This window comes from Alicyclobacillus fodiniaquatilis (genome assembly GCF_042678105.1).
GTDB lineage: Bacteria > Bacillota > Bacilli > Alicyclobacillales > Alicyclobacillaceae > Alicyclobacillus > Alicyclobacillus fodiniaquatilis.
Genome location: NZ_JBHUCX010000029.1, coordinates 1 through 17327, shown reverse-complemented (window position 1 = coordinate 17327; position 17327 = coordinate 1). Strand labels below are relative to the sequence as shown.

Sequence of the window (17327 nt, the reverse complement as noted above, 5' to 3'; positions counted from 1 at the left end):
GCGATTGAGGGGCATGAACGGAAGGACCGTTCACAGTTCATCATTGGAGCCTTCGACCACACCTTGAAGCTCCTGAACATCCAGCATCGGTGGTTTTCCATACATCCGGGCATATTCCCGGCTAAACTGGGAAGGGCTCTCATAGCCTACACGGTAGGCCGCCTCGGAAGCTTGAAGGTTCTCCGTCAACATTAAGCGCCGGGCTTCTTGCAAACGGACCGTTTTCTGATATTGCAACGGACTCATCGAAGTCACGCGCTTAAAGTGTTTATGAAAGGCTGATGTGCTCAGGTTCACCGACTGCGCAATCTGCTCGATGACGAGTGGGCGGTCGTATTGCTGATTGATCAACTGAATTGCTTGGGCGATTTTGTGCGCATGGCTGCCGATGATCGCGAATTGTCGGATACTCGCGCCTTGGTCACCCTGCAGCACTCGGTACAGGATTTCGCGAATGATAAGCGGTGCGAGAATCGGAATGTCCTGGGGTGTGTCGAGCAAGTCCAGGAGCCGTACGAGGGATTCAAGTAACGCGGGTGATGTCCTACTCACGGTGATGCCGCGACAGGCCATCGTGGGAGCTGGAGTCGAGTGATTCATCCCCTGCACGATATCCAGGATGACATCGGTGTCAAAGTTCAGTTTCAAACTCAAATAGGGGATCTCTCGTGAAGCTTCAATGAGCCGCCCGTCGATTGGCAATTCGACGGAAGTAACCAGGTAACTCATGGGATCATATCTGTAGTTTTCTCCTGCTAGCGCAGCCATTTTTGCCCCTTGTGCCACGACGCAAATGGATGGCGTATATACGGATTCGAACGGTTCGGACAATTGGGTTGCATGCATCAGGGTCAAAGAAGGCACGTAGGTCTGATGTGTGCCGTCTGACGGGGCATGTTGACGTATCAAGCGCACCAATTGTTGCAAAGCGTGTTCCATGCGTTGTGATTCATGCATTGCGATCATGTAGGCTGGCTCCTATCCGGCAGGATGTTACGTTCAGTATATGGAGGCGGAAGAGAATTAGGCAAGGATCAGACAGGATTGCTCTAACGACACGATGCGCGTACTTTCTATAATGAATTTGCAAGGTTGAAATCGGCGCATGGCCGATAGGGAAACAATATGATAAAGGGGAGAAATGCAAATGAGCTTACATGGGAAAGTCGCCATCGTCACCGGGGCGTCACGCGGCATCGGACGGCAAGTCGCCATCCAACTGGCGCAATCCGGCACGAAGGTGGCTGTCAATTATTCTTTGAGTCGGGAGAAAGCAGTCGAGGTCGTAGAGGCGATTGAACAATTCGGCGGTCAAGCGGCGGCGATTCAAGCCGACGTGAGCAAAGTGAGTGAAGTGGAAGCGTTGTTTGCGGAGACGCTTGAGCGATTCGGGCGCGTGGACATTCTGGTCAATAATGCGGGTATGATGGAAAACCATGCGATTGGGGACGTGACGGAGGAGATATTTGATAGGCATTTTGCGCTCAATGTGAAAGGGACTTATTTCGCTTGTCAACAAGCGATGAAACATATGGCGCAAGGCGGAACAATCATCAACTTCTCGACTTCTGTCTCGGGTGCCATGTTGCCAACGTACAGCGTGTATGCTGCAACGAAGGGCGCCATTGAGCAATTGACACGTCAGTTGGCCAAGGAATTCGGCCCCAAGGACATCGTCATCAATTGCATCGCGCCCGGGCAAGTTGCAACCGAGTTGTTCCTGACCGGCAAATCGCCAGAGTTGGTCGATTCGTTCCGTCGAATGAACGCGTTCGGGCGGCTTGGTGAACCGGAAGACATCGCGAATGCGCTCGAGTTGCTCGTCAGCGACAAAGCCCGCTGGATAACGGGACAGACGATTCGTGTGAACGGTGGGTTCAATTAAACATTTAACGCCCTTCATCATGGTAAAATAAGAAGAAATCATATGAAGGACGGCTTATCATGAACCAATTGCGCAATATTGGCATTGTCGCTCATGTCGATGCAGGCAAAACGACAACGACGGAGCACATTTTATATCATAGTGGACACTTGAAATCTCTTGGCCGCGTCGATGAAGGCACAGCTCACACCGATGCGCTGGGTGTCGAACGCGCGCGCGGTATCTCTGTGCGCGCCGCAGTGACGCGGTTTGCGTGGCGTGATTGCACAATCAATCTCATCGATACACCAGGACATATCGATTTTTCGTCCGAGGTGGAGCGCGCGCTCAGTGTCCTGGATGGCGTGATTTTGGTGGTTTCCGCAGTCGATGGTGTGCAAGCGCATACGGAGACGTTGTGGCATGTCTTATCTGAGATGAAAATTCCCACGCTCATCTATGTCAACAAGGTCGATAGAATCGGCGTACAACTCGACCATATCATCAAAAATCTCCGCACCGTCTTGCATCCGGCGATGATTCCTATCCAGTCAGTCGACGCAGAAGGGCCCGCGTTTTTGCAGGTGAACAGCATATTTGACACTGCTTTTGCAAATACCGCTGCCGCACAATCCGCTTTGGATGCCTGCCATGCCATTTTGGCAGAGCACGACGAGGCGCTATTCGCATCGTACGTGGAAGGACACTCGCCCGATGTTGCCTTGTTACAGAATTGTCTTCAACAGCAGACGCATGCCGCCCAGGCTGTGCCGGTCTTGTTTGGCGCATCGCTCAAAGGCATTGGCATTCCGGAACTCATGGATGCCATCGTGACCTATCTCCCTGCGCCCAAAGGTTCGCTTGACGATCCGCTCGCAGGGGTCATCTTCAAGCTGGAACGGGACAAGTCACACGGTCGCGTGGCCTATGTGCGCTTGTTCTCTGGGCAAATCAAAAATCGGGACAGCGTGCGGAACAAGACACAAGGTTTAGAGGAAAAGGTCAACCAGATTCGCCAAATCGACGTGCAGACGCAACGCGACACAGGGGTGCTTGTCGCAGGAGACGTCGGCGCGGTCTATGGCTTCCATCACGCCAAAATTGGCGACATGCTCGGCGAAGGGAATTTCGTGCCTAAGGCCCACGCTTTGTCTGTGCCGCTCTTGACTGTGCAAGTGCTGCCGGAGAACAGTCAGGATTTGGTCGCACTGGTCGAAGCGATGCAGGAACTGGATGCGGAAGATCCAGCCTTGGCGGTACAATGGCTGCCTGATGAACGCGAGCTGCACATCAAAGTGATGGGCGTGATCCAACTAGAGGTGCTGGCGCAGATAGTGGCAGAGCGCTTTGGCATCTCCATTCGCTTCAGCCCGCCTTCCGTCATTTACAAAGAGACGCCGATGCAGACGACGGAAGGGTTTGTCGCCTATACCATGCCGAAACCTTGTTGGGCGATTTTGCGCTTTTTGATGGAACCGGGGCCGCGCGGCAGTGGGGTGACCTATGAAGCCAAGGTCCGCACGGAAAGCTTGTTGCAGCGCTACCAGAACGAGGTGGAGCGCAGGGTGCCGGAAGCTTTGCAGCAGGGGCTGTATGGCTGGGAAGTGACCGATGTGCGCATCACATTGATAGAGGGCGAGCATCATGTCTGGCACACGCATCCGCTAGATTTCGTTGTGGCGACGCCGATGGCCATCATGGATGGTCTACAGCGCGTCGGCTGTCAACTGCTTGAGCCGATTCTATCCTTCCGCTTATCGGTTCCAGAGGAGTTCGGCGGCCGGGCTTTGAGCGATCTCTCGCAGATGCGCGCCGAATTTGACAATCCGACCGTTTCATCTGGCAGATTTACCATTGAGGGGAGCATCCCACTTGCCACCTCTATTGATTATCCGATTCAACTAGGGATATTGACAGGCGGGCGCGGTGTGTTTGCCACTCGTTTTCTGGAATATCGAGCATGCCCGCCTGACGTGCAGGCTACACGGACGCGTCGCGGGGTCAATCCACTCGATACATCGAAATATATCCTGTGGGCCCGAAGCGCGCTGTCTGCGCAGTGAAAAATGCGTATTTTGTAAAATGTGTCTGTTGGAGTCGGCGCAAGAATGCTGTCCGCTGCAAGCAGTTATCTCTTATAATTGGAGGAGATGACGGATGAGAAAGGAAAGTCGTTGATGGATACATTGTTGAACCAAGTGATAGAAGGCGATTGCCTGGATGTCATGAAGCGAATTCCCGACAAATCCGTTCAGATGATCTTATGTGATCTCCCCTATGGCACAACCCAGAACAAGTGGGACAGCGTCATTCCACTCGCGGCGCTTTGGCAGGAATACGAGAGAATCATCGCGGATAACGGAGCCATCGTTTTGACGAGTCAGGGTATTTTCACCGCAAAATTGATGTTAAGCAACGAAAAGTTGTTCAAATATAAGATTGTCTGGGAGAAGTCCAAGTCGACCAATTTCCTCAATGCAAAAAAGCAGCCACTGCGCAAGCACGAGGATATCTGCGTGTTTTACAAGAATCAGCCAGTCTACAATCCGCAGATGCGCGATGGTGATCCCTACAACAAAGGGGTGCGCAAAGATCAGTTGACAGGCAGTTACGGCGACTTTAAGGCAGTGGAAGTCAAAAGTGACGGCGGACGCTATCCCGTTGACATTGTCTACTTCAAAACGGCGGAAAGCGAAGGACCCGTGGTGCATCCCACCCAGAAGCCGGTGGAGCTGGGGCGCTATCTGATCCGCACCTATACAAATCCTGGTGATACGGTGCTTGACAACGCGTGCGGCAGCGGCAGTTTTCTGGTGGCGGCGGTGTTGGAGGGGCGGAATTTCATCGGGATCGAAAAAAATGAAGATGGATTGATGTTCAAGGAAAATCCAGTCGATTATGTTCAAATTTCCAGGGAGCGGATTGCGAAGGCGCAGACCATGACCATGCAGAGCGTGTTTTCGATTTAACTGGCAAGTGAACTAGCGGAGGGGGTCTACATTGATTGGCACGGTAAGGACAAATGAGCGGAGCTGGGCCATTGATGTGATCTCAGAAATCAATCGTCTGGTTGCCACCACGAGTCGTTCCATCAAACGGGCTGGTGGTGAAAGCACGCTGACGGCGCAAAGTACGCGGCTGTTTCCCGATGTGTTGCTGTACGGCGGGGATCACAATACGAATGTCTTGCAGGGCTGGGAGCTGAAAATGCCCGATACACCTGTGACAGATCCTGAACTCATTCGGAATGCGAAGACGAAAGCGAACTTGCTTAGAACGAACAGTTTTGTGCTCTGGAATGTGTGCGCCGCGGTATTGTACATTCGCGGGAACGACGGGGAATTTCATATCTATAAGACTTGGGATGAATTGCGCCACATTCAAAGCCGGGATGAGGTGGACGGTTCAGCATGGCGACAAATGTTGCAGCACATGCTCATCGATTTAAATGGCTATCTCGAAACCAACGCCATCCAATCTGTTTCCATCATTGATGCGCTCACAGAAGAGGGGATCATCGATTTTGTCCTGAATTTGTCGCCTGTCGTTGCGGATCACCTAAGGGGTGTTTCGACCCGGGACGGAGATTTCGACGCGTACGTTTCACTCTGGTGGCTGTCTGCCAAACACGAATATCGCGACGTGGACGATAAATGGTACGCGTTGGCGCGGCTGATTTTGGTCAATTGGCTCAATAAGTTTATTTTCGCGCACATCCTGAAAACCTACCACAATGCTGCCGGGCGGGTGGCGCAGATTTCAGACACGACCACGGTCGTGGAGGCAGAGGGGATCTTTTCATCCATCTCCGCGACGTGTGATTTCTGGAATATATTCAAGCCTTTGCTTGGGGAACGGTATTTGCCCAAGGCGGTTTGGCATGCACTTGTGCAAATCAATCATCTGTTGCTCGAGTTCCGCTTTGAACAGGTCAGCCCGACATTGTTGCACCAACTGTTGCAAAAGACAGTCTACGCTTCCAAGCGTCGAGTGGCTGGCCAGTTTAGCACGCCGCCGACGCTGGCCGCTCTATTGGTGCGGCTGACGATGAAAGATAAGACAGGCACAATGTTCGATCCCTGCTGTGGGACGGGGACCATTGCCCGCGCGGCGTACCAATTGAAGAAGGCCTATCAAATGCCAGCCAAAGAAGCGCTTGCGACCGTGTGGGCCAGCGATAAATTTGCCTATCCGCTACAAATGGCCACACTCGCCTTGGTCGATCCCGACAATATTGGCCAAGTGATGCGGATTTTCCGCAGTGATGTCACAGGGCTGCAAGCTGGGCAGCCTGTCTCATTGCATGATCCTTACGATGGCCATGAAGTTGTGGAACAACTGCCGACCTTTGATTCCATCGCCACCAATCTGCCTTTTGTCCAACAGGAGGACTTTGCCAAACTGAATCCGGACGTCGATTCCATCAACGAGGAAATTGGACGATTGACGGGATCGACTCTGGACAAATTGGCGCCACGCAGTGACCTGTACGCGTATCTGGTGTTTTATTTGTGGAAGCTGGTCGTGGACGGAGGACGGATTGGTTTAATCGTGTCCAATGCCTGGTTGGGCACGGCATGGGGGACGCAATTTCAGAAGGTCGTAAGAAAGTTTTTTGATGTCGAGCTGGTGATGACGTCAGGCAAGGGGAAGTGGTTTGACAATGCCGCCGTTGTCACCAATATCGTGATCTTACGCAAACGGCCGGACGTGACCTCCAAGTCAGATCAGCCGATTTCCTTTGTGACGTTGAACAAATCACTGGCCGAGTTAAATACAGATGAGGTGCTTGATGGCGCAGTTGCGCATGCGTTAGTCGGAGAAGGTGCGACAAGTGGCTCATTTGTGTCAAAGCAAGTTTACTCGCCGCAAGAAATAGATGAATTTGAAGCAATGGGTGCGCTGTGGAGCGGATTGTTTGCCGACATCAAATGGATGCATGCCATCGAAGACAGACTGATCAAGGTGAACAAGCTTTTCACGATAAAGCGAGGCGAGAAGAGTGGTTGGGATCCCATGTTTTATCCGATGGAGAACCATGGGATTGAGGCAGATTACATCAAGCCGGTTCTCAAATCATCGAAATCCATCGACACCTTGCTGGCCAAAGCGGATGCTAAAGCGTTTTGCTGTCTAGCAGACATGGATGAATTGCAGCGGAAAAACCATACAGGTGCCTTGGCGTGGATTCATAAATTTGAACGCGGGGTAAATAAAACCGGGGAGCCGCTCATACCAGTGCTGAAGAAGCTAAAAGGACCAAATTTGCACTGGTATTCCATGAACAACGCCGCAATGGCCGACTTGGTGGCGAATGTAAACTACGACAAGCGATTATTTATCGCGCGACTGCGCGAACGCTCATTTGTCAATCAGCGCCTCATCCGTTTCACGAAACGCGATGAAGCGGTTGATGTGGACGTCTGCCATGCGTTGATCAACAGCTTAATCGGCCTGTTTTATATTGAGTTTCTCGGATTTGGGCGGGGGCAGGGCGCACTTGATTTAAGCGCGGCCAAATTTCAGCATCAAATGATGATGTTAAATCCAGCACGATTGGACGAAACACAGAAACAGAAGATTCTGCTCGCCTTTGCACCGCTGTTGGAACGCTCGATCTTGCCGATTTTGGAGGAATTGGAAATGGCGGATCGAAACACGTTTGATGACGTGGTGCTGGAGGCGTTTGGCTTAACTGCACACAAAGCGTCCATCAGGGATGCTTTGCAGACGTTATACCGCATACGGATGTCTGTGAAAGTGGCAGAGTGAGCGGCAAAAGGTACCGCAAGGGGCCCCTTTTATTTCAGGAATAAAATGGTGTATGCTGTATCCTTAGACTGTGTATGGCCTTAGTGGGAGTGGTGATCATGGTCGGGGCGTCTGCAGTGAGATTTCCTTTACGCTTCAAAGTCCTCGGTGTGTTGTTCGTGGTGATGATTGTCATTTTGGTGTTGAGCAATGGGCTTTATTACTGGTCGACCAAATCGATTCTCGAACAAAAGGCGATTGGCCAGAATAAGCTTGTCTCAGAACAGCTCAATCTTGAAATTCAACAGTCGCAGCGTGGACAGTCTTTTATTGATGATCTCATCGGCAATGAGTTGCGTATGGCGGCTTTGGCTGCGGAAACCGCACTCAGCCCAGACGCGGCTAAAGTCACAAATCAGCAGCTGCGCCAGTTGGCCAAAGAGATTGGCGTCAGTGGTATCACTTTGTTTCAGCCGACGAAGGATGATATTGTCGGCGTCAAGTCTTCTGACCCAAAAGAAATCGGATTGAAAACGAAGCAAATGAATCTGTGGTACCAAGCTTTTCGCGATTTGCTAAAAGGGGACCCCGCCGCTTCTCATTTTGGCAAGGCGGAACCGAACTATTGGACAGGACCGTTTGCCAATGCGACTTCTGATCCATCGAAAATTGTCAAATGGGGCTATTATTACGATGGGACCACGAATTACATCATAGATCCTTTCATCGAATCCTCCAGCCTGACAGACTACACCAAATATGTTGGCGCAGGGACGTTTATTGCTGACATCCAAAAGTCAGAGCCGCGTATTTTATCCATCGCCGTGCTGAATCAGGATTTTGGTAAAGCACCTATCTCATACTCCTATCAAGGTGAAAACTGGGTGGACACCTCAAACCAGCCCGTGATGTACGGTACATACGCATATCAAGACAAAACACTGGATGTTGCGGCCAAAAACAAAGCATTCAATTCAAAACAGGTGGTCAGTCTTACCGACATCGTGAATCATCGGAGGGTGTTCAAAACTTTTGTGCCGGAAACTTTGAAGAAGACGCGTTATGTGGTTGAGATTGTGTCGGATTACAGCTTTATCAGTGGCACGTTGAATCAGCAGTTGCATAACAGCCTGTTGATTTCGGCGGCGTTGTTGCTCATCATCGTTATCCTGAGCTATATCGCCTCTGGTTTCATTGTGCGACCGCTGCGCTTGATAACCGAAAAGGTAAATAAATTGGCGGCAAGGAATTTTGCGGAACCCCTACAGGTGCGGGGGAGTGACGAGATCGGCGTCTTGGCGGACAGCGTGAATGTGATGTCGAGCAATCTCTTGGACTATTTTAATGAGTCTGTGCGAAAAAAGCGGGGGCAGGGGACCGAACATCTTGTGATGGTGACTCATCAACTCCTGCACGAGTTGGGCACACCCCTTATTGCCATCAAATTCTCGTTGGATTTCTTGCCAAAGGTCCAAGGAGAGATGTCGGAACGGGGGGCAGAAATTGTATCCCGCATGAAGGTGGCCAGTGAGTATGCGAATAATGTCGTGCGGGAATTTAGCGATTTCTTGAAAAATGGCAAACTCCGGTTCTGCGCATGCAACTTGGTGGAGATGATAGAGGGCGCGATCGGTATCATGCGGCCTATCGCCGACACGAACTACGTGGTTTTGAAGTTTGTCAACGCCACGGGTGCAGATAAAGTGATGGTGGAGGTGGACAAGGAAAAGTTTCAGATGGTGATTTTGAATCTGATGAAGAATGGCATCGAGGCCATGGATGATACGTCTACACCCCGAGAGATTCGCGTTGAACTTCACCCTGGCCAGCATATGGCGCAAATTGACGTGACAGATACTGGCCGCGGGATCCCGCCAGACCAGTGGGATGCCATTTTTCTCCCGTACCATTCGACCAAAAAGCATGGTCTGGGGCTTGGCCTGGCTTTTTCCGGATTCATCGTGCTAGCGCATGGCGGCACAATACACGTTGTGCACAGCGATACAGCGGGGACAACGATGCGGATCAGGTTGCCCTTGAGCGAGTAACGCCTTATGCACAGAACGATTTATCGCAGTAAAAGGTAATAATACAGGAGACAAGCTAGGCTGCAAATCCAAGAGACCGAGCCGAATACAATGACAATGGTGTTTTCATCCCAACCGTATTTGAGGCTGAAGTGGTAGTGGATGGGCGACATGCGAAAAATGCGCTTGCCTGTCCGTTTGAAATAGGACACCTGGATGATGACAGATAGAATTTCAGCGAAGTACACCAGAAACAAAATCGGGAGCAGGATGACGACGTGATCGATCACGGCCATGAGCGCCAATGTCCCGCCGATGGCCATGGACCCTGTGTCACCCATGATGAGCTTTGCTGGGTGGCGATTATAGATCAGGAAGGCCAGCAAACAGGCAATCATCATGAGACAGAAGAGGCGAACGCCCTCGTGCTGGCTGATGACGAAGAAGAAAAAGTATGTCGGGATGGCGACGACGGACAACAGCCCATCCAGCCCGTCTGTGAAATTGATGGCGTTGGTGGAACCGACGATGATGAGGCCGACGGCGACGATGAACAAAGCAACCGGCAGGTCCAGCGCGATGTTGCGCGTAATCGGTATGTGCGATGTGATGAATCCTGTGTGCAGCAGGTAATAGAGGATACCTCCGGTAAAGCAGCATTGAAGAAGCATTTTGGTTTTGGCAGAGATGCCATCGATTTTGGTGTGCGCTTTCTTGGCGTCATCCATAAAGCCAATCAATGCGAACAGAAAAAATGTGGTGGTCAGCAACCTCACATCGGTGGACGCTTCGACACACAGTGTGGCAATGGCGCCAATCAGGAACACCAAACCACCCATAAGCGGAGTCCCGCGTTTTTTCTGTTGATCCGCCGGCAGCTCTTTGCGAATGGGTTGAACCAGATTGTACGCTTTGAACAGGCGGGTTTGCAAAGGGATGACGGCAGTCACAATCAAAAATGTCGCGATTGCTGGATATAGGGAGATCAAGTAGACAACTTCCTTTCGTCCACTGTGTTTTTTATTATGATATGTTTGTCCACTTGCAATAGAATACCAGATAAGGACCTCTTGTAATGTATCATATTTGCCTGCCACAGCCCGGTTGTCTGTAGGACGGTCGGGATTTGCCGTGCAATTCAGTGATTTTTTCTTTCTGCCTCCCTTCTGAAAGAGTAAACTGTAGGTAAGTCGATCACGTATTTGGCATGCAGAGAGTAGGGATGATGAATAATGAAAGCGAATTATTGTCTGGCATGTGGCCATGCGCTGGAGACACGGGACATAGATGGAACAGATAGGCGCGCATGTCCGAGTTGCAGTTTTGTCTTTTGGGGTGATTACAGCATCGGCGTTGGCGCGCTTGTCGTCAAAGATGACAAAGTGTTGCTGGTCAGACGCGCACAGGAACCTGGCAAGGGATTTTGGACGAACCCCGGCGGTTATTGTGAGCAGTTGGAGCCACTCGAAGAGACCATAGTGCGTGAGGTGCAAGAGGAAACGGCCGTGTTGGCCAAAGTGAAAAGTGTGGTCGCCTTGCGGGATCAACCGCGCTCCATCCACAATCTCTACGTGGCTTTTGCGATGGAATATGTAGAAGGAGAGCCGAGCCCCGATGGCATGGAAGTGGATGGAGCCGGTTTTTTCAGTTTAGCTGAGATGGAAAACATGAACGTAGCCGGTTTGACGCGATGGCTAATCGATATTGCGCTCAATGGTCAAGGGCACGGTTTGGTTGTGGATAAGGACCCCATTGTGCCGCTGGATGGCCATGGGTTGTTTCGCGTTGTCACACGCGCTTAAAGGGCCTCATTGAACATCTATAGCAATGGTAAGGAGAATGTCACGATGGATTTGCGCTACCCAATTGGCAAAGCTAATCTTCCGGAAAAAATTGAAAGATCGCATATTGAAGCATGGATTCAAGATGTGCTGGCGGCGCCGAGCGCGCTAAATCAGGCTGTTGCTGGACTGACAAAGGCGCGACTGGACACACCGTATCGGCCAGATGGTTGGACAGTGCGGCAACTTGTGCATCATTTGCCAGACAGCCATATGCCTACGTATATCAATTTCCGCTTGGCATTGACCCAAGATGCGCCTGTCATCAAGTCACTGGATGTCAACGCCTCGACAGCTTTGACCGACTGCCAGACTGCGGGTGTAGAGATGTCCTTGCAACTGTTTGCGGCTTTGCAACAACGCTGGGCGGCGCTCTTGCAGACAATGGCGTTTGCAGACTTTGAGCGAACGGTCCAATTCCCGAATGGCGCTTTGCGCAGCTTGGCGACATTGCTCGGGATTTATGCCTGGCATGGCAAACATCATGTCGCGCACATCACCGCTTTGCGGGAGCGCATGGGCTGGTAAATCGGCTGATTGTCAGCATATCTGGCGGATCGCATGAGGCGCGTGTCCGGGTAATTGGAGCAACGCGATTACCCGGACACGGCGCTGAAGTTTGTTGCGCCGTGCTTTGTGATCCCTGCGGGACGCACGCTTATTGACTGGCATCGATGACAATGGCTGTCTGCTCGCTGTGTGTCTGATTGAATTGGGCAGCGGGCACGTCAAACCACTCATCTTGGGTGGCGCCCCAGGTGGTGTCAACCGTAATCCACTGGTTTTCATTGGGTAGCCAGACCTGATTCCACGCATGACTTCCATAGTCTGTAGCTGTGCCACCGATGCCTTCGTCAATCTGCACACGAAGGCCTACTGCATGCGCCATGTCTGCATAAAGCAGGGCATAATCGGCGCAGACCCCTTTTTTGGTCTCCAGCGTCTGCAATGGAGATTGTTGATCCCACTTGTGGTGATACACGTAGTCGTCATATTTTTTCCAGTCATACGTAATGTGATGGATCTCCCATTCGTACAGCGCATACGCCTTTTGTTTCGGCGTCTTGGCGTTGGCCGTGATTTGTTGCGCCAGTTTGGCCACTTGTTTCGGCACCAACAAGACGCCGCGTTCCTCATTGGCTGTTCCGGACGGCACGGCAAACAAATTGATGTTCTGTGAAATGGGCTGTATCGCGTCTTCGGCAAATACCGGCAAAGCCCGCGTCACAAATGGCTTGAGCCAAGGTTTGTAGATTTGTTGGCTGCAAAGCTGATAGGGCCAGGACTGGTTCGCTTGTTTGGCCATCACAGGAATAGAGAAGTACTGAAGCACCAGAAAAATGATGGCGCCACCGATGGCCGCCCGCACGACGCCGATGGCTGCGCCTAAGACGGCGCCAAGCACACGGCTGCGCCCCAGTACGGACGGCAGCAGGACGGGAATTTGGCCCAAAATGCCTGCCAGCAGTTGGTGTATCACGCTGGACAAGACAAAATAACAGATAAGAAAGGCAATCCATGCGCCAATTCGCGGAGAACGTTGCCATGCGATGAATATTTGTGCAAGCCAATGTGGCAAGTGGGTCGTGTTTTGATGCAGGACATAGGACGAGATGTGTCGGCTCAACAGCCAGCCAATCCAGATGGCCACAATGCCTGTGGCAATCGAAATGGCCTGCGATACGACGAGACGGCTCTCCATCCCAAAGCGGCGCGCTGCGCCGAACAGGATAGAGCCAATGATGATGACAGCGAACAAGATGGTAATCCAGTTGTAAGTCATACACACGCTCCTCTTGGACCGCAGGGCACGGGTCCGATAGCAAAGAAAATAGCACATCATGATGATCTTGAAAACAATTGATGTTCAATTGGGATGAAACTGGTAATCCGTAAACGTGGTAAAATAAACAGGAGATGTTGTAGAGGTGATTTGGTGGCTAAGCTGTATTATCGATTTGGGCAGATGAATGCGAGCAAATCGATTCAACTGTTGACCGTCGCGCACAACTATGAAGAACAGGGCAAAAAAGTCTCCCTGTTTACACCAGCGATTGATGCACGGTTTGGGCAAGGGCGAATTGCCTCCCGTGTGGGGATTGCCAAGCATGCGATGCCGGTGGATGACGATACAAATTTGTTCGAGCTTGTACAGGAAGCGCCGTCCGACTGTGTTTTGGTGGACGAGGTGCAATTTCTGCGCGCGTATCATATTCGCCAGTTGGCGCGCGTTGTGGACCAACTTGGCATTCCTGTGATTATGTACGGCCTGATGAAAGATTATCGCAATCAGTTGTTTGAAGGCAGCGAAGCCGCTGTGTTATGGGCGGATCAAATAGAAGAGATCAAAACAATTTGCGCGGATCCGACTTGTAATCGGAAAGCGACCATGATTTTGAAGATAAAGGACGGCAAGCCAGTCTACACAGGTGAACAGATTGAAGTTGGCGGCAATGAGTTATACAGGTCCGTCTGTCGGCGCCATTACTTTCACCCGAATTTGGCAGAGATGTAGTTTAGGGGAGTGCAGTTGGGGAGCGCTGGGTGCATGTAATACTTTTGTAATTGGGGGACATGCCGTGGCAATTGGATACTACTCTTAGCACGGGCTCTAATACTCAGGGAGCTAACGCTGCAAGCAATTGGAACGAATACCAATTCGGGGCTTAGGGCGACAGCCGAATGGGTTACAACGGAAATCCTGGTACCAACAATGGCTTAGCAATGCACCTTGTCATGACTGCCAGTGATGGAGCAGCATATAAAGGAACATACGACGGAGATTTCGCAGGCGATTTTCAATTCACTGATTGTAAGTGGGGAGTTTGAATTTCATGCGTCGTTCAATTTTTTTATGGGCTGGGATTGTCGTGATATGTCTCGCTGGATATATCGCTGTTATTACAGTACATTATCGAGCATATCAAAACAAAATCCAACAAATCTTGACAGGCGTTACACCCATTGCTGCATCGCAAATGGATTCCTATATGAAAAGCGTAGGGAAATCAAACGGGCAATCATACCAAATTGCAACATATCTTGGTGAAGGATTTGTTTGGAGCTTTTTTAAACAAAATGGTATACCGGTCGTAATAAATCACTTTAATTTAATTGATTACACAAACGGTCAGGTAGACGTGCAAGATCAAGTGGAATATACAATCCCAGGAAGTATGGGACTTGTTCATGTCTCAGAAAGTGACCAAGTTAAGAAGTAAAACTGCCTCGAAAAAGTGTTAGGTCATCGTTTAAACTTCGTGATGCCTTTATTCATACCCCTCTCACTTTGATATATGTTTATTAATGGATCTGCGTCACGTCACCTTTAGCTGTCGGGGCAGACCAATGACCCGAGGCGAGTTGCCTCCCAGATCAGATGAATTATACGCAGAATGTGCGCTACACTCTCTATAATTGACTGGCGTGCTCTCCAACTGTACAATCATACATAGACAAACTACATAAGTAGGTGATTGATGTGCAAAAGGACGGTTTAAGAGGTCATTTAGATGGCATCATTCTGGCCATTTTAATCAATGGAGACGCCTACGGATATGACATTGCCCAACAGGTCCACCGGCGTACAGAAGGTGTGTTTTCTCTGAAAGAGGGGTCTCTTTATCCAGCGTTGAAGCGTTTGGAGGCCGAACAGTTTATTCAAGGATACTGGGGGACGGACAAAGAGAATGGACCGCGCCGCCGTTACTATCATTTGACTGAACGCGGCAAACAGCATTTTGAAGTCATTCGGGCGGCCTGGATGGCGGAACAACGCACGCTCTCTCTGTTCTTTGGAAAGGTGGCGCCCCAATGAGTGTGTTTGATCTCTATTTGAAACAGGTATTTCGCGGCACATATCTGCGCAAATCCGAAAAGCGAATCTGGATGGAAGAAATGCGTGGACATCTCGATGAGGCAGCAGACCGGTATCGGCAAACCGGGCGCACAGATGAAGAGGCGCAAGCGCTGGCGATAAAAAGATTTGGCAGCAGCAAAGCGGTTCGCCGGGACGTTGTTCGCGCGGTGTTTGGCATTTCGCCGCATTGGTATGTGGCTGCAGCCATCATCTCCTTTGTCAGCTTGGGGCTGGCCTTATTTGTCAATATGCGCGCTTTTGATATCATCCCCTCAACCATGACACCCATTTCGACGCCAGTCTGGGTCTTGTTTTTGCATCAACACTTTCCTATGTCGTGTTCAGCCTGGGCTGGGTTGACTGTACTGTTTATCATGTTGCTTTATACGCGCAGCATTCGCGATAGATTGGCGGTCTGTCTGTCCAGTTCGCCGTTTATAGCGGATTGGCTCTTTGTGAGATTAAGCCACCAACGGACAGTGGGAGGAACATTTTGGGGGGATCCGCAGTACAGTATGATGCAACCGCTCTTATGGACAGTCATCGGGATTTTTGTCTGGCTGATGTGGTGTTTCGTGCTTTATGTGTGGACGCGCAATCGGTTGGTCAGTTTGACGCCTTTGTGGATGTCGATGGCGCTGGTTTTGTGGCCCACGTTACGCAACGCCGTGCAATCACTTTTGTATCAGTGGACGGGCAATCCGATTTTCTGGGGTCACGGATTCCCGTATTCGGTGCAATCTTGGATGCCGATTCTTTTGCGCATTATCCTTGGCGCGGTGTTTTTGTGGGGATGTAAACGCATTGATATGCGATATGAGCGAAAGCTCAACCATGTATAAAGCCACTAGGATAACAGAATAAACGCTGAATTTGGAAATTCAGTTTGCCTTTATTCGGAATTTGTGTTATGATTCTTCATTGACAGGTCAAGAGGTATACGGAATCAGTTTTTTGACATCAATCAATTTTTTGCAAAAGGGTTTACGACGGTTTTTGTTTCACACCTTATTTCGAACGGCTGTTCACATCAAATGGCGCGGTTTAATTTTGCAAAACGCTCAAATATCTGAACGTGTAGTTCAAGGATATAGATTCAAAACAGGCGCGGTCATCGGAGCCGCATGGTAGCTAGAGAGGTAGGGCTAGCCACGTATCAGTATCTGCAGTACCTGTTCGTCTGCGGCCGACAAATATGTCGGCCGCTTTTTGCAGTGTGCCGGGTGACGAGCAGCACCTAAGCACGCGTCTAGAGATGCGCTTTTGGCCCGACAAAATGCTGGTGCAGGACGAGGGACGCCGCACCGATGGCGCAGGCATTGACGCCAAGTGACGACGGCAGTATGCGGAAGTTGGCGTACGGGTGTGTAAAACAGCGCGCTTTGACCACCGGATCGATAGAGGCAAGGAGCACATCATCGACGGCGCGCATGCGGCTGCCAATGAGGATCAGCGAGGGATTCAGCCCGTTTAAGAGTGTTGCAATACCGATGCCAAGATAGGCGCCGACCGCTTTCACTGCCTGGATGGCTTCGGGCTCCTGCGCTTTGGCTCGTTCAACGATTTCGTGTGTGGGCAGTGATTCCCCGGCGATGTGTTCATACTGTTCCATCAGCGCCTTTTCTGAAGCATACATCTCCAAACAGCCACGGTTGCCACAGGAGCACACCCGTCCATCCACTTCTATGGTCATGTGCCCAAATTCGCCAGTGATGCCTTGCTCGCCGCGGATCAACTCATTGTTGAGGATGATGCCTGTGCCGATGCCCGCGCCAACACTCACATAGACGAGATTGGCGGTATCCCGACCGACCCCGCAAAACTTCTCGCCCATTGCGCCGGCGTTCGCCTCGTTGTCGACAAAGACAGGGATGTTTAATTCCTCCTAGTATATTGATGTCACGTACTCCAAAGAGTTTTGAGATAAAATTCTCGTAGTGGTCGGGGTACTACGAATTCCTCCTTGGGACCATTGGTTCTCGATA

Annotated in this window: 15 protein-coding genes; 11 read left to right on the top strand and 4 right to left on the bottom strand. The window is 50.8% G+C overall.

Annotated elements, in window-relative coordinates:
• Nucleotides 1-30: 30 nt before the first annotated feature.
• Nucleotides 31-957 (bottom strand): AraC family transcriptional regulator N-terminal domain-containing protein, encoded by a 927-nt coding sequence (locus ACFSB2_RS12510; protein ID WP_377943472.1) that lies wholly within the window; start codon nt 955-957, stop codon nt 31-33.
• Between the two features lie 190 nt (nt 958-1147).
• Here ACFSB2_RS12510 and ACFSB2_RS12505 point away from each other — a divergent pair, with 190 nt between their 5' ends.
• The 5 genes from ACFSB2_RS12505 to ACFSB2_RS12485 all read left to right on the top strand — a co-directional run bounded on the left by ACFSB2_RS12505 (nt 1148) and on the right by ACFSB2_RS12485 (nt 9663).
• Complete coding sequence (locus ACFSB2_RS12505; protein ID WP_377943394.1) at nt 1148-1885, top strand: SDR family oxidoreductase; 738 nt, start codon at nt 1148-1150, stop codon at nt 1883-1885.
• A 59-nt stretch (nt 1886-1944) separates the two neighbouring features.
• The gene (locus tag ACFSB2_RS12500; RefSeq protein ID WP_377943393.1) at nt 1945-3927 is read left to right on the top strand and encodes a GTP-binding protein; all 1983 of its coding nucleotides are present in this window, start codon (nt 1945-1947) and stop codon (nt 3925-3927) included.
• A gap of 87 nt (nt 3928-4014) precedes the next feature.
• Complete coding sequence (locus tag ACFSB2_RS12495; protein ID WP_377943392.1) at nt 4015-4833, top strand: DNA-methyltransferase; 819 nt, start codon at nt 4015-4017, stop codon at nt 4831-4833.
• A gap of 31 nt (nt 4834-4864) precedes the next feature.
• Nucleotides 4865-7636, top strand: a complete 2772-nt coding sequence (locus ACFSB2_RS12490) for an N-6 DNA methylase (protein WP_377943391.1) — start codon at nt 4865-4867, stop codon at nt 7634-7636.
• A gap of 98 nt (nt 7637-7734) precedes the next feature.
• Nucleotides 7735-9663: a sensor histidine kinase gene (locus ACFSB2_RS12485; RefSeq protein ID WP_377943390.1), complete on the top strand. Its 1929-nt coding sequence runs from the start codon at nt 7735-7737 to the stop codon at nt 9661-9663.
• 20 nt (nt 9664-9683) lie between these two features.
• Here the strand turns inward: ACFSB2_RS12485 and mraY are convergent, their stop codons facing one another.
• On the bottom strand, nt 9684-10631 hold the full coding sequence (gene mraY, locus ACFSB2_RS12480; protein WP_377943389.1) for a phospho-N-acetylmuramoyl-pentapeptide-transferase: 948 nt from the start codon (nt 10629-10631) through the stop codon (nt 9684-9686).
• A gap of 243 nt (nt 10632-10874) precedes the next feature.
• On the opposite strand from mraY, the gene ACFSB2_RS12475 reads away from it, so the two are divergent.
• Both ACFSB2_RS12475 and ACFSB2_RS12470 read left to right on the top strand, forming a co-directional pair.
• Nucleotides 10875-11444: an NUDIX domain-containing protein gene (locus ACFSB2_RS12475; protein ID WP_377943388.1), complete on the top strand. Its 570-nt coding sequence runs from the start codon at nt 10875-10877 to the stop codon at nt 11442-11444.
• 45 nt (nt 11445-11489) lie between these two features.
• Nucleotides 11490-12011, top strand: a complete 522-nt coding sequence (locus ACFSB2_RS12470; RefSeq protein ID WP_377943387.1) for a YfiT family bacillithiol transferase — start codon at nt 11490-11492, stop codon at nt 12009-12011.
• Between the two features lie 130 nt (nt 12012-12141).
• Here the strand turns inward: ACFSB2_RS12470 and ACFSB2_RS12465 are convergent, their stop codons facing one another.
• On the bottom strand, nt 12142-13266 hold the full coding sequence (locus ACFSB2_RS12465) for a transglutaminase domain-containing protein (protein WP_377943386.1): 1125 nt from the start codon (nt 13264-13266) through the stop codon (nt 12142-12144).
• A 153-nt stretch (nt 13267-13419) separates the two neighbouring features.
• Between ACFSB2_RS12465 and ACFSB2_RS12460 the strand changes: the two genes are divergently transcribed.
• The 4 genes from ACFSB2_RS12460 to ACFSB2_RS12445 all read left to right on the top strand — a co-directional run bounded on the left by ACFSB2_RS12460 (nt 13420) and on the right by ACFSB2_RS12445 (nt 16184).
• The gene (locus tag ACFSB2_RS12460; RefSeq protein ID WP_377943385.1) at nt 13420-13998 is read left to right on the top strand and encodes a thymidine kinase; all 579 of its coding nucleotides are present in this window, start codon (nt 13420-13422) and stop codon (nt 13996-13998) included.
• A 319-nt stretch (nt 13999-14317) separates the two neighbouring features.
• Nucleotides 14318-14704, top strand: a complete 387-nt coding sequence (locus ACFSB2_RS12455) for a hypothetical protein (protein WP_377943384.1) — start codon at nt 14318-14320, stop codon at nt 14702-14704.
• Nucleotides 14705-14964: 260 nt separating this feature from the next.
• The gene (locus ACFSB2_RS12450) at nt 14965-15300 is read left to right on the top strand and encodes a PadR family transcriptional regulator (protein WP_377943383.1); all 336 of its coding nucleotides are present in this window, start codon (nt 14965-14967) and stop codon (nt 15298-15300) included.
• On the top strand, nt 15297-16184 hold the full coding sequence (locus tag ACFSB2_RS12445) for a permease prefix domain 1-containing protein (RefSeq protein WP_377943382.1): 888 nt from the start codon (nt 15297-15299) through the stop codon (nt 16182-16184). Before ACFSB2_RS12450 ends, ACFSB2_RS12445 begins: the two co-directional genes overlap by 4 nt.
• Before the next feature lie 407 nt (nt 16185-16591).
• Here the strand turns inward: ACFSB2_RS12445 and ACFSB2_RS12440 are convergent, their stop codons facing one another.
• The gene (locus ACFSB2_RS12440) at nt 16592-17215 is read right to left on the bottom strand and encodes an ROK family protein (protein ID WP_377943470.1); all 624 of its coding nucleotides are present in this window, start codon (nt 17213-17215) and stop codon (nt 16592-16594) included.
• Nucleotides 17216-17327 lie beyond the last annotated feature (112 nt).

Bases quoted from the DNA above. Each gene is read 5' to 3' on its own strand.
- ACFSB2_RS12510 (WP_377943472.1), bottom strand. From the start codon at position 957: ATGCATGAATCACAACGCATGGAACACGCTTTGCAACAATTGGTGCGC.
- ACFSB2_RS12505 (WP_377943394.1), top strand. From the start codon at position 1,148: ATGAGCTTACATGGGAAAGTCGCCATCGTCACCGGGGCGTCACGCGGC.
- ACFSB2_RS12500 (WP_377943393.1), top strand. From the start codon at position 1,945: ATGAACCAATTGCGCAATATTGGCATTGTCGCTCATGTCGATGCAGGC.
- ACFSB2_RS12495 (WP_377943392.1), top strand. From the start codon at position 4,015: ATGACGGATGAGAAAGGAAAGTCGTTGATGGATACATTGTTGAACCAA.
- ACFSB2_RS12485 (WP_377943390.1), top strand. From the start codon at position 7,735: ATGGTCGGGGCGTCTGCAGTGAGATTTCCTTTACGCTTCAAAGTCCTC.
- ACFSB2_RS12475 (WP_377943388.1), top strand. From the start codon at position 10,875: ATGAAAGCGAATTATTGTCTGGCATGTGGCCATGCGCTGGAGACACGG.
- ACFSB2_RS12470 (WP_377943387.1), top strand. From the start codon at position 11,490: ATGGATTTGCGCTACCCAATTGGCAAAGCTAATCTTCCGGAAAAAATT.
- ACFSB2_RS12465 (WP_377943386.1), bottom strand. From the start codon at position 13,266: ATGACTTACAACTGGATTACCATCTTGTTCGCTGTCATCATCATTGGC.
- ACFSB2_RS12455 (WP_377943384.1), top strand. From the start codon at position 14,318: ATGCGTCGTTCAATTTTTTTATGGGCTGGGATTGTCGTGATATGTCTC.
- ACFSB2_RS12445 (WP_377943382.1), top strand. From the start codon at position 15,297: ATGAGTGTGTTTGATCTCTATTTGAAACAGGTATTTCGCGGCACATAT.